The 21,632-nt window shown below is 64.0% G+C and carries 21 protein-coding genes, 1 tRNA gene and 1 pseudogene; 14 read left to right on the forward strand and 9 right to left on the reverse strand.

The features are described from left to right. Positions 1–126: 126 nt before the first annotated feature. The 5 genes from rpsD to ACIQ67_RS10760 all read left to right on the forward strand — a co-directional run bounded on the left by rpsD (position 127) and on the right by ACIQ67_RS10760 (position 4,882). Positions 127–750, forward strand: a complete 624-nt coding sequence (rpsD, locus tag ACIQ67_RS10740) for a 30S ribosomal protein S4 (protein ID WP_397534358.1) — start codon at positions 127–129, stop codon at positions 748–750. A 145-nt stretch (positions 751–895) separates the two neighbouring features. Further along, positions 896–1,885, forward strand: a complete 990-nt coding sequence (locus tag ACIQ67_RS10745; protein ID WP_397534359.1) for a DNA-directed RNA polymerase subunit alpha — start codon at positions 896–898, stop codon at positions 1,883–1,885. 93 nt (positions 1,886–1,978) lie between these two features. After that, on the forward strand, positions 1,979–2,374 hold the full coding sequence (gene rplQ, locus ACIQ67_RS10750; protein WP_397534360.1) for a 50S ribosomal protein L17: 396 nt from the start codon (positions 1,979–1,981) through the stop codon (positions 2,372–2,374). 123 nt (positions 2,375–2,497) lie between these two features. Further along, a tRNA-Met gene (locus ACIQ67_RS10755) sits at positions 2,498–2,574 on the forward strand. A gap of 181 nt (positions 2,575–2,755) precedes the next feature. After that, positions 2,756–4,882, forward strand: coding sequence for a protein-disulfide reductase DsbD family protein (locus tag ACIQ67_RS10760; protein WP_397534361.1), 2,127 nt, complete (start codon positions 2,756–2,758; stop codon positions 4,880–4,882). 8 nt (positions 4,883–4,890) lie between these two features. Here ACIQ67_RS10760 and ACIQ67_RS10765 read toward each other — a convergent pair whose 3' ends face one another. Beyond that, positions 4,891–5,520 (reverse strand): ProQ/FINO family protein, encoded by a 630-nt coding sequence (locus ACIQ67_RS10765; protein WP_397534362.1) that lies wholly within the window; start codon positions 5,518–5,520, stop codon positions 4,891–4,893. 103 nt (positions 5,521–5,623) lie between these two features. Continuing rightward, a complete protein-coding gene (locus ACIQ67_RS10770) occupies positions 5,624–5,827 on the reverse strand; it encodes a hypothetical protein (protein WP_397534363.1) in 204 nt (67 codons plus the stop codon). A gap of 199 nt (positions 5,828–6,026) precedes the next feature. On the opposite strand from ACIQ67_RS10770, the gene ACIQ67_RS10775 reads away from it, so the two are divergent. After that, positions 6,027–6,587: a thymidine kinase gene (locus ACIQ67_RS10775; RefSeq protein WP_397534364.1), complete on the forward strand. Its 561-nt coding sequence runs from the start codon at positions 6,027–6,029 to the stop codon at positions 6,585–6,587. A gap of 19 nt (positions 6,588–6,606) precedes the next feature. On the opposite strand, the gene ACIQ67_RS10780 is transcribed toward ACIQ67_RS10775, so the two are convergent. Together ACIQ67_RS10780 and ACIQ67_RS10785 are read right to left on the reverse strand one after the other, a co-directional pair. Next, complete coding sequence (locus ACIQ67_RS10780) at positions 6,607–6,846, reverse strand: hypothetical protein (protein ID WP_397534365.1); 240 nt, start codon at positions 6,844–6,846, stop codon at positions 6,607–6,609. A 192-nt stretch (positions 6,847–7,038) separates the two neighbouring features. After that, positions 7,039–7,797 (reverse strand): enoyl-CoA hydratase/isomerase family protein, encoded by a 759-nt coding sequence (locus ACIQ67_RS10785; protein ID WP_397534366.1) that lies wholly within the window; start codon positions 7,795–7,797, stop codon positions 7,039–7,041. A gap of 262 nt (positions 7,798–8,059) precedes the next feature. Here ACIQ67_RS10785 and ACIQ67_RS10790 point away from each other — a divergent pair, with 262 nt between their 5' ends. From ACIQ67_RS10790 to ACIQ67_RS10805, 4 genes are all read left to right on the forward strand, one after another. Then, positions 8,060–9,097: a branched-chain amino acid ABC transporter permease gene (locus tag ACIQ67_RS10790; protein WP_397534367.1), complete on the forward strand. Its 1,038-nt coding sequence runs from the start codon at positions 8,060–8,062 to the stop codon at positions 9,095–9,097. Positions 9,098–9,103: 6 nt separating this feature from the next. Beyond that, positions 9,104–10,882, forward strand: coding sequence for an ATP-binding cassette domain-containing protein (locus ACIQ67_RS10795; protein ID WP_397534368.1), 1,779 nt, complete (start codon positions 9,104–9,106; stop codon positions 10,880–10,882). A gap of 3 nt (positions 10,883–10,885) precedes the next feature. Then, positions 10,886–11,629: an ABC transporter ATP-binding protein gene (locus tag ACIQ67_RS10800; RefSeq protein WP_397534369.1), complete on the forward strand. Its 744-nt coding sequence runs from the start codon at positions 10,886–10,888 to the stop codon at positions 11,627–11,629. Positions 11,630–11,701: 72 nt separating this feature from the next. Beyond that, the gene (locus tag ACIQ67_RS10805) at positions 11,702–12,892 is read left to right on the forward strand and encodes a rhodanese-like domain-containing protein (protein ID WP_397534370.1); all 1,191 of its coding nucleotides are present in this window, start codon (positions 11,702–11,704) and stop codon (positions 12,890–12,892) included. Here ACIQ67_RS10805 and ACIQ67_RS10810 read toward each other — a convergent pair. The 5 genes and pseudogenes from ACIQ67_RS10810 to ACIQ67_RS10830 all read right to left on the reverse strand — a co-directional run. Next, positions 12,889–14,130, reverse strand: coding sequence for an FAD-dependent oxidoreductase (locus ACIQ67_RS10810; RefSeq protein WP_397534371.1), 1,242 nt, complete (start codon positions 14,128–14,130; stop codon positions 12,889–12,891). The two genes, ACIQ67_RS10805 and ACIQ67_RS10810, sit on opposite strands and share 4 nt — an antisense overlap. Beyond that, the gene (locus ACIQ67_RS10815) at positions 14,127–14,381 is read right to left on the reverse strand and encodes a (2Fe-2S)-binding protein (RefSeq protein WP_397534372.1); all 255 of its coding nucleotides are present in this window, start codon (positions 14,379–14,381) and stop codon (positions 14,127–14,129) included. The genes ACIQ67_RS10810 and ACIQ67_RS10815 overlap by 4 nt, the downstream gene beginning before the upstream one ends. Before the next feature lie 5 nt (positions 14,382–14,386). Continuing rightward, the gene (locus ACIQ67_RS10820; protein WP_397534373.1) at positions 14,387–15,520 is read right to left on the reverse strand and encodes an NAD(P)/FAD-dependent oxidoreductase; all 1,134 of its coding nucleotides are present in this window, start codon (positions 15,518–15,520) and stop codon (positions 14,387–14,389) included. After that, complete coding sequence (locus ACIQ67_RS10825) at positions 15,517–16,464, reverse strand: 4-hydroxyproline epimerase (protein WP_397534374.1); 948 nt, start codon at positions 16,462–16,464, stop codon at positions 15,517–15,519. The genes ACIQ67_RS10820 and ACIQ67_RS10825 overlap by 4 nt, the downstream gene beginning before the upstream one ends. Positions 16,465–16,562: 98 nt before the next feature. Continuing rightward, positions 16,563–17,264 (reverse strand): annotated as a pseudogene (locus ACIQ67_RS10830) (GntR family transcriptional regulator); the annotation flags it as partial. Positions 17,265–17,342: 78 nt separating this feature from the next. On the opposite strand from ACIQ67_RS10830, the gene yajC reads away from it, so the two are divergent. From yajC to ACIQ67_RS10850, 4 genes are all read left to right on the forward strand, one after another. Beyond that, positions 17,343–17,669 carry a preprotein translocase subunit YajC gene (gene yajC, locus ACIQ67_RS10835; protein ID WP_397534375.1) on the forward strand — a complete coding sequence of 109 codons (327 nt, stop codon included), beginning with the start codon at positions 17,343–17,345 and terminating at the stop codon, positions 17,667–17,669. A 133-nt stretch (positions 17,670–17,802) separates the two neighbouring features. Beyond that, positions 17,803–19,680 carry a protein translocase subunit SecD gene (gene secD / locus ACIQ67_RS10840; RefSeq protein WP_397534376.1) on the forward strand — a complete coding sequence of 626 codons (1,878 nt, stop codon included), beginning with the start codon at positions 17,803–17,805 and terminating at the stop codon, positions 19,678–19,680. A 14-nt stretch (positions 19,681–19,694) separates the two neighbouring features. Next, positions 19,695–20,729 carry a protein translocase subunit SecF gene (gene secF / locus ACIQ67_RS10845; RefSeq protein WP_397534377.1) on the forward strand — a complete coding sequence of 345 codons (1,035 nt, stop codon included), beginning with the start codon at positions 19,695–19,697 and terminating at the stop codon, positions 20,727–20,729. A gap of 48 nt (positions 20,730–20,777) precedes the next feature. Next, the coding region (locus ACIQ67_RS10850) for a DUF1631 family protein (RefSeq protein ID WP_397534378.1) at positions 20,778–21,632 on the forward strand (855 nt) is incomplete at its 3' end.

Here is a 21,632-nt window from a genome sequence, read left to right on the forward strand (position 1 = left end):
GCCAGGCTGGCCGTATTTGTTGAAGCCTTGCGGCTCTTAAGACCACCGTCTGAACCGACCAAAGATCTGGGCAGACTCGCGCATTGACCGGTAGGCCGTGCGTCAGATTAAAGAAGGAATATCCAAGTGGCACGTTACCTCGGCCCTAAGGCCAAACTTTCCCGCCGTGAAGGCACAGACCTGTTCTTGAAGAGCGCTCGCCGCGCCATCAGCGACAAGGCTAAGTTTGATTCCAAGCCTGGTCAGCATGGGCGCACCTCCGGCCAGCGTACGTCTGACTTCGGGTTGCAGCTGCGCGAGAAGCAGAAGGTCAAGCGCATGTACGGCGTCTTGGAGCGTCAGTTCCGCCGTTACTTCGCAGAAGCTGAGCGCCGCAAGGGCTCGACCGGTGTGAACCTGCTTCAGCTGCTTGAGTCGCGTCTGGACAACGTCGTCTACCGTATGGGCTTCGGTTCCACCCGTGCTGAGGCGCGCCAGCTTGTTTCGCACAAGGGTGTTACGGTGAACGGCGAAGTCGTGAACATCGCCTCGTATCTCGTGAAGGCGGGTGACATCGTGGCCGTTCGTGAGAAGGCCAAGAAGCAGCTGCGCGTGCTCGACGCTTTCAAGCTGGCCGAGTCCATCGGCATGCCTGCCTGGGTGCAGGTTGATGGCGGCAAGCTGGAGGGTGTCTTCAAGAAGGCTCCTGATCGCGACGAGTTCGGTGCAGAGATCAACGAGTCGCTGATCGTTGAGTTGTATTCACGTTAATCGCCGCGTTCTGGCCGAGCAGCCCCCGGAGGGCCTGCTCGGCTTTGCCGTTTCTTCGTCCGGTTGCAGCGTTGCTTGTGCTGTTTCCGGTTGGTCCCTCAGCCTTATCGGTGTAACGAACCGAGGGTATTGAAAGAAAGACCTCATGCAAACCAATCTGCTCAAACCCAAATCCATCAATGTGGAGCCCCTGGGCGGTCACCGTGCCAAGGTTACTCTGGAGCCGTTTGAACGCGGCTATGGTCACACCCTGGGCAACGCCTTGCGTCGTGTGCTGTTGTCCTCGATGGTGGGTTATGCGCCGACGGAAGTCACGATTGCTGGTGTGCTCCATGAGTACTCGGCAATTGATGGCGTGCAAGAAGATGTCGTTCACATCATGCTCAACCTCAAGGGCGTGGTGTTTCGTCTGCACAACCGTGAAGAAGTCACTCTGGTCCTTCGCAAGGAAGGTGAGGGCCCCGTCACGGCTGCCGATATCCAGACCCCTCACGACGTCGAGATCATCAACCCCGACCATGTCATTGCCCACCTGTCTCAAGGCGGCAAGCTTGATATGCAGATCAAGGTCGAGAAGGGTCGCGGCTACGTGCCCGGCACGATGCGCCGTTATGGCGACGAGCCGACCAAGAGCATCGGTCGCATTGTCTTGGATGCGTCGTTCTCTCCTGTGCGTCGTGTCAGCTACGCAGTAGAGAACGCGCGTGTTGAGCAGCGCACTGACTTGGACAAGTTGGTGATGGAGATCGAAACCAACGGCGCGATCTCGCCCGAAGAGGCAATCCGCGCTTCGGCTAAGATCCTCGTGGAACAGCTGGCTGTGTTTGCGCAGCTCCAAGGCACGGATGTGGGCGATATCTTCGACCAGCCGGCCCAGCGTTCCAGCAGCTTCGATCCGATTCTGCTGCGCCCAGTGGATGAGCTTGAGTTGACCGTCCGTTCGGCCAACTGCCTGAAGGCAGAGAACATCTACTACATCGGCGACCTCATCCAGCGCACTGAGACCGAGCTGCTTAAGACTCCGAATCTGGGTCGCAAGTCGCTCAACGAAATCAAGGAAGTGCTGGCTTCGCGCGGCCTGACTCTGGGCGCCCGCCTGGAAAACTGGCCGCCGCAAGGCCTGGACAAGCGTTAACTCGTTTTTGAAAGAGGGTGGCGTCAAGCCACCCGGTGCCCCCGGGCAGTACCTGATACGGCTGCTGGGATTAATCTAGAAAGGAAATGCACCATGCGTCATCGTAACGGCCTCCGTAAGCTCAACCGCACCAGCGAACACCGCAAGGCAATGCTGCGCAATATGTGCGTCTCGCTGCTGCAGCACGAAGCCATCAAGACTACGGTCCCCAAGGCCAAAGAACTGCGTCGCGTCGTCGAGCCTCTGATCACTCTGGCCAAAGAGCCGACACTGGCGAATCGCCGGTTGGCTTTTGACCGCCTGCGTGACCGCGACATCGTCACCAAGCTGTTCAACGAACTGGGCCCGCGTTTCAAGGCACGTCCTGGTGGTTACACCCGCATCTTGAAAATGGGCTTCCGCGTTGGCGACAATGCTCCGATGGCCTATGTTGAGCTGGTCGACCGCGCTGAAGACAGCCCGGAAGCAGCTGCCGCAGCCGCTGAGTGAGCTTGCAGGCAAGGCGTGAGCTGAAGCCGGCCGCTGGCCGGCTTTTTTACGCCCAGAATTAGGCCGATTGTTTGAGAATCATTGTCTTGCCCTGTAGTTTCATGCTATAGTCACAGCTTCAGTCGCGGGGTGGAGCAGTCTGGTAGCTCGTTGGGCTCATAACCCAAAGGTCGTAGGTTCAAATCCTGCCCCCGCAACCAAGTTTTATGCCGAGGAACCGCTAGTAGCTCATTGCTGTTGGCGGTTTTTTGCATTTCACGCGGGCGATTGTTCCAGCCTGTCTGGCGGGCTGTGTTGTTGCAGCAGGCACGCATTGTTGAAACCCCCTAAAGTCCAAGGCTGCGGGTTATTTCGCCCTCGCCAACCAAGAGAACCGCACGGATGTTTAGAACGCTGCTCGCCTTTTCCCTTGCCCTGCTTTTCTTTTCTCCCGGCTCTGTGCTTGCGGATGGCAGTCGCATCAAGACTGAGCAGGTGGTGGCTGAATTGCTTGTCCATGCCCCGCAGGGAGTCAGCCCAGGTAAGGCGGTCTGGTTCGGTCTGTTGATCAAGCATAGGCCGCATTGGCACAGCTACTGGAAGAACCCCGGTGATTCGGGGCTACCGACCCGGCTTAGTTGGGAGTTGCCGCGTGGGATCGAAGTGGGGGATATCGCTTGGCCGGTGCCACAGCGCCTCCCGATTGGGCCGATGGTCAACTACGGCTATGAAGGGGATGTCTTGCTGGCGGTGCCGGTGAGGATTGCGGACGACTTCACGCCGGGTGCCAAGGACGTCGTGTTGCAGGCCGATTGGCTGGTGTGCAAGGAAGTGTGCATTCCGGAAAGCGGGCGATTCAACATTCCGCTAACTGCGAGTCCGCAGTCGGCACACATGCGATTGTTCGACGCGGCCAAGGTTTCTGTCCCCGCTGACCATGCCGGCCCCTCAGACGGACGCTTTGAGCCGCTGGGCTTTTTGTCAACTGTCGTCAAGAACTTGCCGGCCACGTGGGCGGGGCGCAGCATTCAGGTTTTTCCTGAAGACGCTGGTGTTTTCGATCATGCTGCTCCTGCCCAGATCGCCTGGAATGCAAGTGAGCTGACTGTCCGTGTTCCACTCTCGGCGCAGCGCGTTGAGAGCCCTAAGGCGGTGCATCTGGTTCTTAGTCCCGCCGACGATCCCGGGCGTAAAGAGGGGCTGCGTGTGTCGGTCGGTGTCGCAGGGGCCTGGCCGGCCAACGCGGAAGTTGAAAGCGCACCGGCCAGGTCATCTGAACCCGTGAAGGCATCCGGCGCTACGTCCGCAGGAGGCACATCCATTTGGGCCGCACTTTTGCTGGCCTTCGGCGGTGGGCTGCTCTTGAATCTGATGCCTTGTGTCTTTCCGGTTCTTTCCTTGAAGGTGCTCGGGTTCGCCAGCCAACATGAGTCCAATCGTCAGCTGCGTATTGGCGGCCTGGCTTACACGGCGGGCGTGGTGCTTAGTTTTCTGGCGCTCGCGGGCTTGCTCCTGGGTCTTCGGGCTAGTGGTAGCCAGCTGGGTTGGGGCTTTCAGCTTCAGTCGCCGGAGTTTGTTGCCGCGCTTGCGCTGCTGTTCACGCTGATCGGATTGAATCTTCTCGGATTCCTTCAATTCAGCGCAGTGCTGCCGGGCAATCTGGCCGCAGCGCGGGCCAAGAACCCGGCGCTGGACAGCGCGCTGACTGGCGTGCTGGCGGTGGCCGTGGCTTCACCTTGCACGGCGCCATTCATGGGGGTGGCACTGGGAGTCGCGCTGACCCAGCCCGCTGCACAAGCTCTCGCGGTGTTCGCAAGCCTTGGCTTCGGAATGGCCGCACCCTACCTGGCTGCGACGTTCTGGCCAGGCCTGGGGCGGCTGTTGCCGAGGCCCGGGGCATGGATGCGGCACTTCAAGATGCTGATGGCATTTCCGATGTTTGCGACCGTCGTCTGGCTCATGTGGGTGCTGGGTCAGCAGGTCGGCATTGACGGCGTGACAGGGCTGCTTGGCGTTTTGCTCACCATCGCCTTGCTGGCGTGGGTTTGGGCGACACCTGACTTCGGACCGCGTAGCGGACCGGCCTTTCGGGTTGGAAGTGTGCTTCTCTGCGTGGCGGCGCTCGTCTGGGCGGCGCCTGCACTGCGCGAGCAGAGCGTGGGTGCGTCTTCTGGGCCAATCAGCCAAGGGGGGGACTGGCAGACATGGTCGCCTGAGGCGGTCAAGGAGGCGACCGCTCAGGGGCGGCCGGTTTTTGTCGACTTCACGGCTGCTTGGTGCGTCACTTGCCAGTTCAACAAGCGCGGTGCCCTCGCAGACGCGGGCGTGGTGGCCGCATTCAAGGCCAAGGGTGTGGTTTTGATGCGCGCGGACTGGACCCGCCGAGACCCAGTCATCAGCCAAGAGCTGAATCGCCTGGGGCGCAGCGGCGTGCCTGTCTACATGCTGCTCAAGCCTGGGGTGGCCGAACCCCAGCTGCTGCCTGAGATTCTGAGCCCGGCCTTGTTGCGGGAGGCCTTGGCCGACTGACGAGTCGCTCAGGGCTGGCGCTTTTGCCCTGATCCCGGCTTGTTTCCGACGTTCCGGACACCTCGCGGCCCGTCGCGGCGGGCGCCACGGTGGTCAGGCTTGCCATGGCCGAGAGGCTGGCTTGCGCGCGCTACACGGTCCTCCTCAGCTTCTTGGCGCGCCTGTTCAAGCAGCGCGTCCAACTCCGGCTCGGCAACACCCTTGAGAGCGCAGAAGTTGGCCCGTGTCAGCGTGGTCGTCTCGAAGGCGCGCAACAAGGCGGCCCGGTCGCGGCGCTGCTGAACCTCCTGCTCCCGGCGCTCCTGCTGCAGCGCGCGGCGGCGGGCAAGCTCCGTGAGCGCTGCCTGGCGGTGTTCTTCAGCGAGTTCTCCCGCTGCAGCTCCCTCCAGGTCGTAGCGATGCGTGGCTTTGCTGAGGGCAATCAAGTATGCCGTGCTGCCAGTGAGGCGGCGCAAGGCGGCAGAGAGCTGCTGCTTGGTGAATTGCCCAGGCGCTCGTTCCTGGATGTCGGCCTGAATACGAAGCTTCAGTGGCTTTGCGGCGCTGAAAAGAGCCGGGAACAGCGACTTCAGCTGCTGCATCACGGCGGCCGGTGTGATTTCACTGGCGACAGGCGGCAGCGCGGAAGGAGAAGTCATGAAGGTGAACTCGGCAAGCAAAGGGCTGGATTGTGCCCATAGCGAGGCATGCGGCGCAAGACGCCTTCATGCCGGAGCCAAGATGCGCCTCGCGCGGTTCAGTTCATGTCTTGCTCTGGCAGGCGGGCTTGCACACAAGTTCGGTGCGACCGAGCACACGTTTTGACTGCAGGTTGGCTGGCGTGCGGTGTTTGCCGCACTTGAAGCATGAGCGGGTATGTCCGCTCCCCAGGAATGGCGAGCCTCCCACTTTTGACTCGTAGCGCAGGCCATCATCACTGACGGCGGTGAAGGTGTCTTTGCTCATTGTTGTGCTGACTCCACGTTCAGCCGGCGCCCCGACATGGGAAGCTCGGTCAGATACGTCTCACTCCTGGAACGGATACTAGGCCAGTCGCGTGACAAGCAATAGCTCGCTTGCCCGGGTGTGTTGCCGCAATCCAAGTGGAAGCTTGCAAAATGGCGTAACTCTGGCAGTGCGCCAGGATGTTTGATCCCCTCTAGGTATGGCAAAACTATTTTTCCGTTACGCAGCGATGAACGCCGGCAAGTCAACGGCGCTGCTGCAGGTCGCTCACAACTATGAGGAACGGGGTCACCAGGTGCGAATCTTCACCGCGGGTGTTGATGATCGCTACGGGCGAGGCCGGGTGACGTCGCGTCTTGGGCCGCAGCGTGACGCTGAGCTGTTCGACGCGAGAACTGACTTCAGTTTTTCGGCTGAGGCAGCCGGCCGGGTTGCCTGCGTGCTGATCGACGAGGCGCAGTTCCTGAGCAAGGCACAAGTCTGGGCCCTGCATGAACTGGCCCACATGCGGAATCTGCCGGTGATCTGCTATGGCTTGCGCACTGATTTTCGCGGCGAGCTGTTCGAGGGGGCCGCGACGCTATTGGCCTTGGCCGACGAGATGGACGAGATGAAGACCATCTGCGATTGCGGCCGCAAGGCGACGATGAACATGCGCGTTGACTCGGCCAACCGAAAGGTCACAGAAGGCGAACAGGTGGAAATTGGTGGCAACGCACGCTACCGGGCGGTCTGCGGGCGTTGCTTTCGTCAGGCTTGAGTCCTGATGGGACCAAGAATCAGGCCTTGTTGCTGAGCTGCTCGTCGAGCTCCTTGCACGACGGCGCGCAGACCGGCTGGGACTTGCCCAGCAGTTTCTTGGACTTCAGCAAAGCCCGAGGGCGATGCTTTCCGCACAAAAAACACGACATGGTTGCCGCGCCGAATGAGGACGTCGCCGCGAAAGGCGAGCCCGGTGCTTTTGAGCGGTAACGCAGACCATCTGCTTCAATGGTCGTCTTGGTACTATCCTTGGCCACGCTTGTCCTGGGTAGTGAAGAGAGAAAGCTTGTGCCAGCCGGGCAGGAGCCCGTGAGTCTTGGTGTTGTGCTGGCACACCCCGAAACCTCTATTTTCCACCATGTTGGCGCTGACCGCCTTCGGGTTAATCGGTGGGTGACAGGCTTGCGCCTCCAAAAGCAGCGGCAAAAGGGGCTGAACCGGCGAGATACCTAGCGCCCGACAAAACGGGGAGGGCGCCTTTCCTCCCAGGCGCGCACGCCCTCAGCCAGGTCATCGGATGCGTTGGCTCTTACGATGTCAGCGCGCAACGCCTCGGCATCCAATTTGCCCTCCGCGATCGCGTTAAGGTGCTTCTTCATCCCTAGCAGGGCCAGTGGTGCCAGCAAGGACAGTTGCTCGCACAGGGACTGGCTTTCCTGCGCCAGTGTTTGAGCATCCGGGAGCAGACGGTCCAGGAAGCCACAGGCCAGCATGGCCTGTGCATCCAGGGTCTCGCAGCCCAGCAGCACACGCTTGGCGGCGGACAGCCCAAGCCGCGAGACATAGCGCTCCAAGCCGCCGCGATAGAAGTGCAGGCCCAGCCGCGCCGCAGGCACGAACATCTCACAAGCGTGCGTGCCGAGTCGGAAGTCGCATGCCAGGGCCAGGTCTGTTGCGCCCCCGTACACACCGCCTTGAATGGCCGCCACTGTCACCGGGCGGGCCTCAGCCCAGGCATTGCTGAGCTTCTCGAACAAGGCGCCTGCATCCAGGCCGGGAACTGCACGGATGTTGAAACCACTGCAGAAGTGCTTGCCGCGGGCTTGGAGCAGGAGGACGCGCACCTCCGCGGCCTGCTCGACCGTCGCCAAGTGGCGCAGCAGCAGCTCCAGATCCTCGGGCTCCAGGCGATTGGCATGGCGCGGGCGCTGCAGTGTGATCCGCGCAACGGATCCTTCGATATCGAGACTTGGGGCGAACTCAGGCATGGGGTGGTGCGGGCGGAACGCCCGGGATGAGATGTTCGCAGTCTAGGGCGAGCGGGCGCCGCGCCCCATGGGTGCCGGCCTCAGCAAACGCATGGGCAAAGCGCCAACGATCACGGTCTCAAGGCTCTTGGTGCAAATTCGACCGAACGGTCGGACGAATCTGTGCTTTGTCAATGCGGCCTCCTCCTAGGGGCGCGCTAAGGGTTTTTGTTTAGAGTCGGCGTCGCAGTCCACCAGCCCGTGGTGGAGGAGTTTTGCATCCATGGATTTCACGATTGCAAGCATCTTGATGCTCGATGGCGTCACCAACGGCGCGATCTATGCGCTGCTGGCCTTGAGCCTTGTCCTCGTCTTTGCGGTGACCCGCATCATCTTCATTCCCCAGGGCGAGTTTGTCGCCTATGGCGCGTTGACGATGGCCACCCTGCAGCTGGGCAAGACGCCGCTGACGATCTGGTTCCTGCTCGTTCTCGCTGTCAGCGTGGCGGTGTTGGACCTGCTTGCTGGCTGGCGAGCCGGCAAGGCATTGCCTGGGGTGGTCCGCGGCGTCGTGCTGCGGGGCTTGCCGCCCATCGCCATCGGTCTTCTGGGCCTGTGGGCAGCGCCCCAGCAACTGCCTCTGGTCCTGCAGGCCTTGCTGACCTTGGCCATCGTCACACCGATGGGTGGACTGATCTACCGGCTCGCGTATCAGTCCCTGGCGGATGCCTCGGTGCTGGTGCTGCTGATCGTCTCGGTGGGCGTGCACTTCGCGCTGACCGGCCTGGGCCTGGTGTTCTTCGGGCCCGAGGGATCGACCAATCCAAGCTTCTGGCAGGCCAGCTTCAACCTCGGGCCGCTGATGCTGTCCGGCCAGACGCTGATCATCTTCATGAGCGCAGCGGCCTTGATCGTCATGCTGTGGCTGTTTTTCGAGCGCAGTCTGTACGGGAAGGCCCTGCGCGCCACCGCGGTCAACCGCCTGGGCGCCCAGCTCATGGGCATCTCCAGCACGAGCGCAGGCAAGCTCTCCTTCTCCATGGCCGCCTTCATCGGCGCGCTATCGGGCCTGCTGATCAGCACGACCACGACGATCAACTACGACAGCGGCTTCCTGATCGGCCTGAAGGGCTTCGTGGCCGCCGTGTTCGCCGGACTGGCGAGCTATCCGCTGGCGGCCGTCGGCGCGCTGCTGGTCGGCTTGCTTGAGTCCTTCAGTTCTTTCTGGGCCAGTGCCTTCAAGGAGGTGATCGTGTTCACCTTCATCCTGCCGGTGTTGCTGTGGCGATCCTTGCGTGATCCGCATAAAGACGAGGAGTAAGAAGCGATGCAAGCGCGCAAGATCCTTCCGCTGGCAGGCCTTGTCCTGCTGTTCGCACTCCCCCTGCTGCCGGTGCCCGAGTTCTGGATCACCCAGCTCAACTACACCGGCATGTTCGCCCTGGTCTCCCTGGGCCTGGTGCTGCTGACCGGTGTCGGCGGCCTGACCTCCTTCGGGCAGGCGGCCTTCGTCGGGCTCGGCGCCTACACCACGGCCCTGCTCAGCACCCGTTACGGCATCTCGCCCTGGTTCGGCTTGGTGGTGGGCCTGCTCATCACCGTCGCCGTGGCCCTGCTGCTGGCCTGGCTGACCTTGCGCATGTCCGGCCATTACCTGCCGCTGGCCACCATCGCCTGGGCGCTGAGCCTGAACTACACGATGGCGAATATGGAGTTTCTGGGCAAGTACGACGGCTTGCTGGGCATCCCGCCGCTGAGCTTCATGGGCATCAGCCTGCAGGATGGGCGTGCGCTGTACTACCTGATCTGGGTGATTGCGCTGTTGGCTGCCATAGGCGTGCGCAATCTGCTCGATTCGCGCCCTGGACGCGCCATCCGTGCCCTCAACGGCGCCACCACGATGGCCGAGGCCATGGGCGTTTCAACCTTCCGCTACAAGGTGGTGATCTTCGTGCTGGCGGCGATGCTGGCGTCGGTCTCCGGCTGGTTGTTTGCGCACTTCCAGCGCACCGTCAACCCAAGCCCCTTCGCGCTGAAGATGGGCATCGAGTACCTGTTTATGGCCGTGGTCGGCGGCATCGGCACGGTCTGGGGCGCCTTTGTCGGTGCCGGAGTCGTGAAGGTGATCGAGGATCAACTCAAGGAAGTGCTGCCGGCCTTGCTGGGCAGCAGCGGCAACTTCGAGATCATCGTGCTGGGTGTCGTGTTGGTACTGATGCTTAAGTACGCACCGAAGGGGCTGTTTCCCTATCTGAGTGCGGTTTTCGGGCGTTGGCTGCCGGCAGCCCATCGACGGCGAGACTGGCAGGCTGCTGCATCGCTGCCTGCGCGTGACAAACCCAACTTAGGCGAGCTCCTGCTGGACGTCCAGGCAGTGCGTAAGCAGTTCGGCGGTCTGGTGGCAGTCAATGACGTCAGCTTTCAGATCCACGCTGGCGAGATCGTCGGCCTGATCGGCCCCAATGGAGCAGGCAAGTCCACCACCTTCAATCTGATCACCGGCGTGCTGTCTCTGACCCGCGGCCAGGTCATCTTCCGTGGCCAGACAGTTGGCGGACTGCCCTCGCGGGAGATCGCGCGCCGCGGCATGTCGCGCACCTTCCAGCATGTCAAGATGATTGCCGACATGACGGTGCTGGAAAACGTGGCGCTGGGCGGCTATTTGCGCTCCGGCAGCGGCACGGCGAGGGCCATGCTGCGTCTGGATCGTGAAGAGGAAAGGCGCCTGCTCAAGGAGGCCGAGGCCCAGCTCACGCGCATCGGCATGGCCGACAAGATGCATGAGCTGGCCGGCAACCTTGCACTTGGCCCGCAACGCCTGATGGAGATCGCCCGCGCGCTGTGCACCGATCCCGCCTTGCTGCTGCTGGACGAGCCGGCCGCCGGCCTGCGTCACAAGGAAAAGCAGGCGCTGGCCGACGTGTTGCGTCAGCTGAAGGCAGAAGGCATGAGCATCCTGCTGGTCGAGCACGACATGGAGTTCGTGATGGGGCTGACCGACCGCATCGTCGTCATGGAGTTCGGCACCAAGCTGATCGAGGGCTCGCCGGAACACGTGCAGTCCAGCCCCGAGGTTCGGGCAGCTTATCTTGGAACGGAGCACTGATCGATGAGTACCAAGGACCTATTGCTGAAAGTCAGCGGCCTGCAGGCTGGCTACGGCCGCGCCGAAGTGCTCAGCGGCTTGAGCCTCGAACTGCCGCGCGGCAGTGTCGTTACCGTCATCGGCCCCAACGGCGCCGGCAAGTCCACCACGCTCAACGCCTTGATGGGCGTCCTGCCGTCGAAGGGTCAGATCCTGTTCGATGGCGAGGACATTGCCAGCCTGAGCCTGGAAGAGCGCGTGATGCGCGGTTTGGCGCTGGTGCCTGAGAAGCGCGAGCTGTTCACTACCATGAGCGTTGAGGACAACCTGGTGCTGGGCGGTTTCCGGCCCATGCGCCTGGGCCAGCGCGACTGGCGTGACGAGCTCGAGAAGGTGTTCGAGCTGTTCCCGCGGCTGAAGGAGCGTCGCACACAGCTGGCTGGCACCCTTTCGGGCGGAGAGCGGCAGATGCTGGCGGTAGGGCGTGCGCTGATGGCCCGGCCCAAGGTCCTGATGCTGGACGAGCCCAGCCTGGGGCTGGCACCGCTGATCGTCAAGGAGATCTTCCGCATCGTCGCACGCCTGCGTGAAACCGGCGTGTCCATCCTGCTGATCGAGCAGAACGCACGCGCCGCGCTGGAGGTGGCCGACTACGGCTATGTGCTGGAGACCGGCGAGATCGGACTGCAAGGCCCGGCCTTCGAGCTGGCCAAGGACCCGCGTGTGATCGAGACTTATCTTGGCGCTGCCAAGAAGGCCGCCGCCTGAATTCGTGACTGATTTCACGTGGCGTCTTCGCGCTACCGCCGAGGTCATCTGGTGGGCCTAGACTGGGCAGCCATGAATACATCCAGCACAGTCTCCATCGCGGGCGTCGCACGCTGCGTCGCCATGCTGTCCGCCGGCTTGCTGCTCGCAAGCGCCTCGTCGCATGCACAGACCAGCGTGCTGGTGAACCCGGGCGATCAGGGCGAACAGTCGCGTTACGCAGCCTACGGTGAATGGAAGACGGCGCTGGAATCAGCCCTGCGGCGCGAGCGCGTCGCCGCGCCCAAGCTGGTGCAGTCCAACGATGCGACGGCGGATCTCGCCACGACGCGGTCGCGCCTCCACGAGCTGTATGTGGCGCCAGCCCATGTGATTGGCAGCGCGGTGCGCTACGGCTATCAGCCGGTGGCCGGTCTCGAGCCGCCGGTGCAGGCCGTCCTGGTGGCGCCGCAGTCCAGCCCGATCAACGGTCTGGCGGATGCCGCCGGCAAGCGCCTGGGCCTGCCGATGCAGGACAGCATCGTCACCTACCTGGTGCGTGGGGAGGTCAATGCCGCCAACAGCACCATCAAGCGCCACTTCTCGGCCGTCTTCGAGAGCCGCTATCAGGACGCGCTGCTGGTCTGTCTGCAGATCCGGCGCTGCGATGTCGTAGCTGTCGAGCGAGTCGTTTATGAGCGCTGGGTGGCTGGAGGCGAGGCCCTGAAGCTGGTGATGCAGAGCAAGGCGGTGCCGGGGCTAAGTGTGGCCCTCAAACCGGGCAGCACACTCTCCCCCGAAGGCCTGCGCTCAGCCCTGGTGGGCGGTGCCGGCGTCGGCGGTCAGCGCTTGACTGCCTTGGCGCCCGGTGCTTTTGACTATGTGGCGACCCTTGGCTACTTCACACCGCGCAGCCTGCCGGGCGCCAGCGTCGTCGACGCAGCGGCCGTGCAGCAACTGCTCCAGGGCGGCGCGCACTACATCGACACACGCACCGAGGCCGAGTTCAAGTCCGGCCATGTGGCGGGTGCCAAGCTCGTGCCCTATATCGAGAAAAGCGCCAAGGATGCTGACTACAAGGCGGACGACGACCAGTTCGACCTGAGCAAGCTGCCGGCCGACAAATCCGCCGCCCTGGTCTTCGCCTGCAACGGCGCCGAATGCTGGAAGAGCTTCAAGGCCAGCCGGGCGGCGCTCAAGGCCGGCTACGCCAAGGTGCACTGGTTCCGCGGCGGTTTCCCAGAGTGGCGCGCCGCCGGTCTGCCAGCCAAGACGCAGCCCTAGTCAGGCAGCCAGCACGACACGGGCGCCGGGCTCAGCGGTTCACGCAGGCCGCGCGCCTGCCAGCCCAACAGTTCAGTGCTAATGGGGCCGCAGATGCGCCCCTGGCACGCGCCCATGCCGCAGCGTGTCTGCAGCTTGGCCTCGCGCCAGTCGGGGTGGGGTTTGAGTGAGCCCAGGCTGACGTCCTCGCAGCGGCAGATCAGGGTCTGGGCATCGGCCAGCTTGAAAAGTTCCGGCCGCAAGGTGAACGCGGCCGCCAGGCGCTTCGCAAACTTCTGGGCTGTTCGATGGCGCGAACGCAGTGGGGCCAGGTCCTGTCCCAACAGCGACGCGGCCGCCATCTCGCCTTCGATCAAGGCCTTGCCGACGCCGCCAATGCCGGTGCATTCCCCCGCTGCATAGATGCCTTGTTGCGTGGTCTGCAGCTGATCATCGACCGCCACCGCGCCGGCCTCGATCCGGCAGCCCAGTAGCTCGGCGGCCTCGGTGTTCGGACGCAATCCGAAGCCCAGGCCTAGGGCCTCGCAAGGCTGCTCCCATTCGCGCTGGCCATCCGTGAGCAGCACCGCCTGCACGCGATCACGGCCCAGCACGCGCACCGGCCAGCAGCCGCTGCGGTAGGGCGTGGCGCGCAGCTGCAGACGCAGCGCCGCGGCTTGCACGGCCTGGCGCAGTGGCAGCTGCAGCGTGAAGCGGATCAGCGCGGCAAGCGCGGCTTGCTCGGCAATCAGCTGCAGCCTTGCGCCGGCAGCCTGAAGCGTGGCCGCGCTGGCCAGCAAGAGCGGGCCGCTGCCGGCCAGCAAAACCTGCTGCCCGGCAATCGGCCAACCGCCTTTGACCAAGGCCTGCAGGCCGCCAGCGCCGTGGACGCCAGGCAGGGTCCAGCCGGGCAGCGGCAGGTGGCGCTCGCTGGCGCCAGTCGCCAGCAACAGCTTGGGCGCGCTGACTTCGACGCGCTGACCCTGGCCATCATGGAGTAACAGGGACTGCGTGCCGTCGGCCGCGATCAGCTCGTGCCCGTGCAGCTTGGTGAGCCCGGTGCCAGCGTCAATGCGACGCAGCAGCGCGGCGCCGCTCGCCGTCTGTGGCCCGCCGCGCCAGATCTGGCCGCCCGGCCGGGCCTGGTTGTCGATCCAGATGACGCTGACTTTCGATTCCAGCAGAAGTCGGACCGCGGCCATGCCGGCCGGGCCGGCACCCAGCACGATGGCATCTGCCATCAAGCGTCGGGTCTTCATGACTGCACCTGGGTGACGATCTGCATGCCGGCTGACACCCAGCACATGCAGGCGCGCTGATGTGCCTGTCCGTCGATGGCTACGCGGCATTCCTGGCACACACCCATGCCGCAGAATGCGGCCCGCGGCATGCCGCTGCGGGACGTGCGGCTGGCCGCGCAGCTGCTGCGCGCCAGCGCTGCGGCCACCGTGATGCCAGCCGGCACGCGCTGTGGCTGGCCGTCAATGATGATTTCTATCTCTTGAGTCATCGGCATCAGTTGAAGAATCGTGCGGGTGCATAAGGCCGTGCGTCCAGGCACGGCATGCCGCCGAGGCTCAGGTCGGCCAGCAATTCGGCGCTGGCGGGCGCGGTCGTGATGCCCAGGCCTTCATGGCCGGTGGCCAGCCAGACGCCGCGGCGTTCGGGATGCGCGCCGATCAGCGGGCAGCCATCGGCCGTGGCCGGGCGCAGGCCAGTCCAGCAGCGCAAGACCTGCAGGCTGGCGAGCGCCGGCAGATAGTGGCAGGCATGCTGCAGCATGCGTCCCATCAACGTGTGATCCAGCACCCGGTCATCGCGCCCTGGCTGGCGCGACGAGCCGATCAGCAGCTGGCCTTCGGGGCGCGGCTGCAGATTGAAGGAGACGCTGTCCACGTCGCTAAGGTGCGCGTTCTTCAGATAGGCCAGCTCGATCAGTTGATGCTGCACGAGGCCTGGGTAGCGCTGTGTGATCGCGAGCTGGCCCTTCTTGGGCAGCAAAACCCCTGACGGCAACCAGCGCTGGCTGCTGAGTCCAGCCGCGAGTACCACCATGGCCGCCCACAGACGTCGGCCGTCGGCCAGGCGCACCGCGCCGGCTTCGTCGATTGCTGTCACCTCGGCGCGGATCAGCGCGGCGCGCGATGCTTCCAGCCAGCTGGCCACCACCTTGGGCGGATAGACGCGGCCGTCGCCTGGCACGTGCAGGGCACCGCGCAGCCCGGGGCGCAGCATCGGTTCGGCACGCGCGAGCGCCGGGGCGTCAATCAGTGAGGCCTGCAGACCATGCGCCCGCAGCCAATCGGCCTTGCGCGCGGCCAGTTCCATTTCTTCGTTGTCGGCAGCCAGCCAGAGACTGCCGCAGCGCTGGTGCTCGGCAAGCGCAGCGTTGTCGCGACTTTCCTGCAGCCACGCGTGCCAAAGCTCCATGGAGCGCCGCGCCAGCGTGTGCTCGGCCTGCTCGGCACTATCCGGCGCGGCGCCTTCTGCATCAGGGACCAGCAGATGGCCCATGGCCGCCGCGCTGGCGCCTCCGCCAGGCACATGCGGCTCGATCACCGCGACGCTCAGACCGCGCCGGGCGAACTCACGCGCACAGGCGGCGCCGACGATGCCGGCGCCAACGATCAGTACATCGGCGCTTCTCAAGCGGCGCTTCCGAAGCCCCAGGCAAACGGGTCATCGCTCTCGAACACCAGGGTGGCATCCATGTTCACGTGGGCGCGGCCGAGCAAGGTCGGCAAGACCTGACCCTCAGCGCCGTGTCGGTAGCTGGCCTCGAAGACGCTGCCGATCACGCTTTCCTGCCGCCAGATCTGGCCGGCGGACAGCTTGCCGTCGGCCGCCAGGCAGGCGACCTTAGCGCTGGTGCCGGTGCCGCAGGGCGAGCGGTCGTAGGCCAGGCCGGGGCATAGCACGAAGTTGCGGCCCTGGTTGGCGGGATTTGCTGGCGGGCCGACCAGTTCGATGTGGTCGATCTCGGCACCTTGGGCGCCGAAGATGTTCTGGCGTGGCAGCGCGTCGCGCAGGGCGGCGCTGAAGGCGGTAAGGGCGGGGATGTTGGCCGCATCCAGCGCCAGGCCATGGTCGTCACAGAGGAAAAACCAGTTGCCGCCCCAGGCGACATCGCCATGCACGGTCCGCCCTTCGACCTGGACAGCGACTTTGGCCGTCAGGCGGTAGGCCTGCACGTTGGTGATGCTGACGCTGCCATCTTCATGCAGCGTCGCGGCAATGCGGCCGACCGGTGTCTCGATCAGGTGTTGACCTGGCGCGATGCGCCCCAGATAGGCCAGCGAGGCTATCAGGCCGATGCTGCCGTGACCGCACATGCCCAGGTAGCCGACGTTGTTGAAGAAGATCACACCGGCGCTGCTGTCCGGCAGTTCGGGTTCGCACAGCAGGGCGCCGACCAGCACGTCGGAGCCGCGCGGCTCGTTGACCAACGCGCGGCGCCAGCGGTCGTGTTGCTCGCGAAAACGCTGCAGCCTGTCAGCCATGCTGCCGGTGCCGAGGTCCGGCCCGCCTGAGACGACCAGGCGGGTGGGCTCGCCGCCGGTGTGCGAGTCGATGATGCGGGTGGGTGTTGTCATTGGTCGATGACCTGTTGGGTGAACTGGCGCAGGTAGTCCATCAACGAGTCCGCGGCCACGGCAGCGCGCTCGGGGTCGCCATCGGCGACAGCACGGGCGAGGCTCAGATGGCATTGCGCGCCCTGGCGGATGTCGCCCTGGTGCTGATGCGCGTACCAGAAGCGGCGGCACTGGATCACCAGTGGGGTGACGGCGTTGACGGCAAAGGGGTTGCGGCAGGCGGCATGGACTACATGGTCCAGCGCCTGGTCGGCCTGCATATAGGCGCTGAGGTCTTCGCGCTCACCGGCTGCCGTCATGGACTCAGCGGCTTCCAGCAAGGCAGCACGCTGTGCCGGCGTGGCCCGGCGGGCTGCCAGCGCAGCGATCAGGCGTTCCAGCACGCGACGCGCCTCGACGAGGTCCAGATGCTCGGCCAGCCGGATCTCGCTGACGCTCAGGCCGCGGCGTGGTTGCTGCACGATCAGCCCGTTGGAGACCAGGCGCATCAGCGCTTCACGGGTGGGCGTGCGGCCGAGGCCGGTGCGCGCGATCAGATCGGCTTCGACGATGGGTGCGCCAGGTTGCAGTACCAGGGTGGCGATCATGGCCTCGAGCGCGTCATAGGCCTGATCGGCGACGCGGCGCTGCTTCTCGTTGTCTGCGGTCATCATGGGGGCATCATCGCAGCGTCGCGGCTGCCTGCGTGGCCCAAGCCGTGTCGGGGGCTGCAGGGGCGGTGCGGGCAAGTCAATGACTATAAATATATTTGGAGAATATTTACATTTCCGCTTGGCGTCAATCCCGGTGTAAGCGCGCATGAAGAGCGCCGATGCGCGCGCATACAATCCGCCGTTCTTCTGTCCGCCGAGGACGGCATTTACCAAAGGGAATTCGACGTGTTTATTTCCAACGCTTTTGCTCAGGCTGCCCCTGCCGCTGCCGGCGGTGCTGAATCCAGCCTGTTGAGCATGCTGCCGCTGGTGCTGATGTTCGTGGTGCTGTACTTCGTGATGATCCGGCCCCAGATGAAGCGGCAGAAGGAGCACAAGGCCATGATCGAGGCTCTGGCCAAGGGCGATGAGGTTGTCACCGGCGGCGGACTGCTTGGCAAGGTCAGCAAGCTCGGCGACAGCTATGTCACGCTTGAAGTGGCTACCGGCGTCGAACTGCAGGTGCAGCGCGGCGCCATTGTGCAAGTGCTGCCCAAGGGCACAGTCAAGTAATTCGTACTGAGGCAGGCCTTGCGGGCCTGCACGCAAAACAGGCCCGGCTCGCGCTCGACGTGTGCCGGGCCTTTCAGGGTTTGGCTGCCGGGTCGCAAGCCCCGGGGGCCGCCACCCGAAGGAAGCCTTCATCATGAATCGATATCCGCTGTGGAAGTACGTGACGCTTGTGGTCGCGCTGCTGATCGGCCTGATCTACACGCTGCCGAACTTCTTCGGCGAAGCGCCGGCTGTCCAGGTCTCGAGCGCCAAGGCCACTGTCAAGGTCGACGCTGATCTGCGCCAACGGGTCGAAGAAGTGCTGGGCTCCGCAGGCATCAAGCCCGACTTTGTCCAATTGGATGGCAATTCGGTCCGGGCGCGCTTCTCCGATACGGACACCCAGATCAAGGCCAAGGACGCCATCAGCAAGGCGGTCAACCGCGATCCGGCTGACCCCTCATACATCGTGGCGCTGAACCTGCTGTCGCGCTCGCCGCAGTGGCTCACCAGCTTGCACGCCTTCCCGATGTACCTGGGCTTGGACTTGCGCGGTGGCGTGCATTTCCTGATGCAGGTCGACATGAAGGCCGCATTGACGAAGAAGGTGGAATCGCTGACCGGTGATGTGCGCACCTTGCTGCGCGACAAGAACATCCGCCATGCCGGTATCAGCCGGGATGGCAACAATGTGATCGTGGCTTTCCGCGAGGCTGAGTCCCTGAACAAGGCCGAGAGTCTGCTGACGGAGCAGATCGTCGATGTGCAATGGACGCTGGCCGCTGGTGGCGAGTTGCGCCTGGTGGGCGCACTCAAGCCGCAGTCCCTGATTCAGGTGCAGCAGGCGGCCCTCAAGCAGAACATCACCACGCTGCACAACCGGGTCAACGAACTTGGCGTGGCCGAGCCGGTGATCCAGCAGCAGGGCATGGACCGCGTGGTCGTGCAGTTGCCTGGCGTGCAGGACACCGCCAAGGCCAAAGACATCATCGGCCGCACCGCCACGCTGGAACTGCGCATGGTGGACGAGAGCACGGAAGCTCAGGCGGCGGTTGCCGGCACAGGCCCGGTGCCCTTCGGGACCGAGCGCTATGTCGACCGCGGTTTCGGCCCGATCATCGTCAAGCGCCAGGTCGTTATTTCGGGCGACAACCTCATTGATGCACAGGCCGGCTTCGACGACAAGCAGCAGCCTTCGGTGAACCTGGTGGTCGATGCCAAGGGCGCGCGCATCATGAAGGACATCTCGCGCGAGAACATCGGCAAGCGCATGGCCATCATCCTGTTCGAGAAGGGCAAGGGCGAGGTCGTCACCGCGCCGACCATCCGCGGCGAACTGGGCAATCGCTTCCAGATTTCCGGGGCGATGACCACGGCCGAGGCGAACGACACCGCGCTGCTGCTGCGCGCCGGCTCGCTGGCGGCACCGATGGAGATCATCGAGGAGCGCACCATCGGCCCGAGCCTGGGCGCGGAAAACATCAGCAAGGGCTTCGCTTCGGTGATCTGGGGCTTCGTCGCCGTCGCAGGTTTCATGTGCGTCTACTACATGCTGTTCGGCGTCTTCTCGTCGCTGGCGCTGGCCTTCAACCTGTTGCTGCTGGTGGCTGCGCTGTCGATGCTGCAGGCCACCTTGAGCCTGCCGGGCATGGCCGCCATCGCGCTGGTGCTGGGCATGGCGATCGACTCCAACGTGCTGATCAATGAGCGTATCCGCGAGGAGTTGCGTGCTGGGGCGGCGCCGCAGGCCGCGATCACGATCGGCTATGAACGCGCTTTTGCGACCATTCTGGACTCCAACGTGACCACGCTGATCGCTGGCGTGGCCCTGCTGGCGTTTGGCTCTGGCCCGGTGAAGGGCTTTGCCGTGGTGCACTGCCTGGGCATTCTGACCTCGATGTTCTCGTCGGTCATGTTCTCGCGTGGCCTGGTCAACCTCTGGTACGGCCGCCAGAAGAAGCTCAAGTCCCTCTCTATCGGTCAGATCTGGAAGCCTGAGGGCGACGCGGTCAGCAACGCGCCCAAGGCCTGAGGAAGTAAGACACCATGGAACTCTTCCGCATTAAACGGGACATCCCGTTCATGAAGCACGCGTTGATCTTCAACGCGATCTCCTTCGTCACCTTCGCACTGGCCGTCTTCTTCCTGGCGACGCGCGGGCTGCACTTCTCGATCGAGTTCACCGGTGGCACGGTGGTTGAGGTCGAATACTCGCAGCCGGCCGACATCAACAAGACCCGGCATGTGGTCGAGGCGATGGGCTTTGGCGAAGTGCAGGTGCAGAAGTTCGGCACCTCGCGCGACGTGATGATCCGCATGCCGCTGCGCGGCGACATCAAGCAGACCGAGATGGTCGGCCGTGTTTTTGCCGAGCTCTGCAAGGCCGAGTCCGGCACGATCACGCCGCGCGAAGTGATCACCGAGAAGGGCGAGGCGATCAGCAAGCAGCTCTGCCTGAACGCTTCGCAAGAGGAGCCGGTCAAGCTCTCGCGCAGTGAGGTTGTGGGCCCGGCCGTGGGCGCCGAGTTGGCGCAGGATGCGGCCAAGGCGCTGGCCTTCACCGTGGTCGGCATCATGATCTACCTGGCCTTCCGCTTCGAGTGGAAGTTCGCTGTGGCAGGCATCATCGCCAACCTGCACGACGTGGTCATCATCCTGGGCTTCTTCGCCTTCTTCCAGTGGGAGTTCTCGCTCGCGGTGCTCGCCGCGATATTGGCTGTGCTGGGCTACTCCGTCAACGAGTCGGTGGTGATTTTCGACCGGGTGCGCGAGGCCTTCCGCAAGTACCGCAAGCTCAGCACCTCGGAGGTGATCGACCACGCGATCACGTCCACGATGAGCCGTACTTTCATCACCCATGGCTCGACCGAGCTGATGGTGTTGTCCATGCTGATCTTTGGCGGCCCGACGCTGCATTACTTCGCGGTAGCGCTCACGATCGGCATCGTCTTTGGCATCTACTCGTCGGTTTTTGTCGCTGCCGCCATTGCGATGTGGCTGGGCGTCAAGCGCGAAGACCTGGTGAAGCAGTCCGTCAACAAGGAAGATCCCGACGATCCCAATGCCGGGGCACTGGTGTAGAGTCATTTTTGACACGTCGCCAGGATGCTCATTTGACCCGTCGATTCCATGACTGCTGATCGCAACAAGGCCTTGGCCTCGCGCGCGCGGCGGGTCTACCTCGAGGCCCTGGTGCGCGGCCTGGCTTCGCTCGGCATGTCGGTCGGAGAGGCTGCGCGGCAGCTGCTTGTGCTGCCGGCGGAGTATCCGGTGATGGTGGCGCGACGCGATGGCGTGAACACCTGGAATCGGCATGGCCCGGCATGGCAGGCGTCGCTGATCAGCGCGCTGCGGCACGCGGCTGAGCATGGCATTGAACTGGCGCGCCAGGTGCCGCCAACGGCGGCTGAGCGGGCAGAGCGCCGCGCGCAGGAGCGCGCGCCGCTGAGTCTGGTCGACGATGACACCATCGAGCGCGAGATCACCAGCTCGCGCCTTGCGCTGGCGATGATGGATAAGGCCAGCTGGGAGTTCACCGATCTGCGCACCCGCATGCATCTGCTGGAGCAGCGTGATGAGCTGCCCGCTGATGACTTGATGCGGGCACCCGTGGTGGCCAAGCTGGCACTTGATGCCTGGTACCGCAGCGGCCTGCACGCCCCCGAGTGGCAGATGCTGCAGCAGGCGCTGCATGCCGAGTTCGCGCTGTTGCTGGGCGAGGCTTACCACGAGACCAATCACTGGCTGGTTCAGCAGGGCGTGATGCCTGAGGTGGATCTGCGTCCCTTCATTCGCCGCGCGCCGGTGGGTGCGAGCGGCCATACGGCCGGCCTGACTCGCGCAGAGGCCGAGGGCTTGCAGGATGAAACCCGTTTCATGCCGCGCCAGATCACGCCGACGCAATCGGCTCCGCTGGGCCGGCACAACGCGCAGGCGGATGAGGTGCTCAAGCAGTTGCAACGGGTCGTCGGCCGCCAGGTGCCT

The organism is Roseateles sp. (assembly GCF_044373315.1).
In the GTDB taxonomy this organism is placed as follows: Bacteria; Pseudomonadota; Gammaproteobacteria; order Burkholderiales; family Burkholderiaceae_C; genus JACDQM01.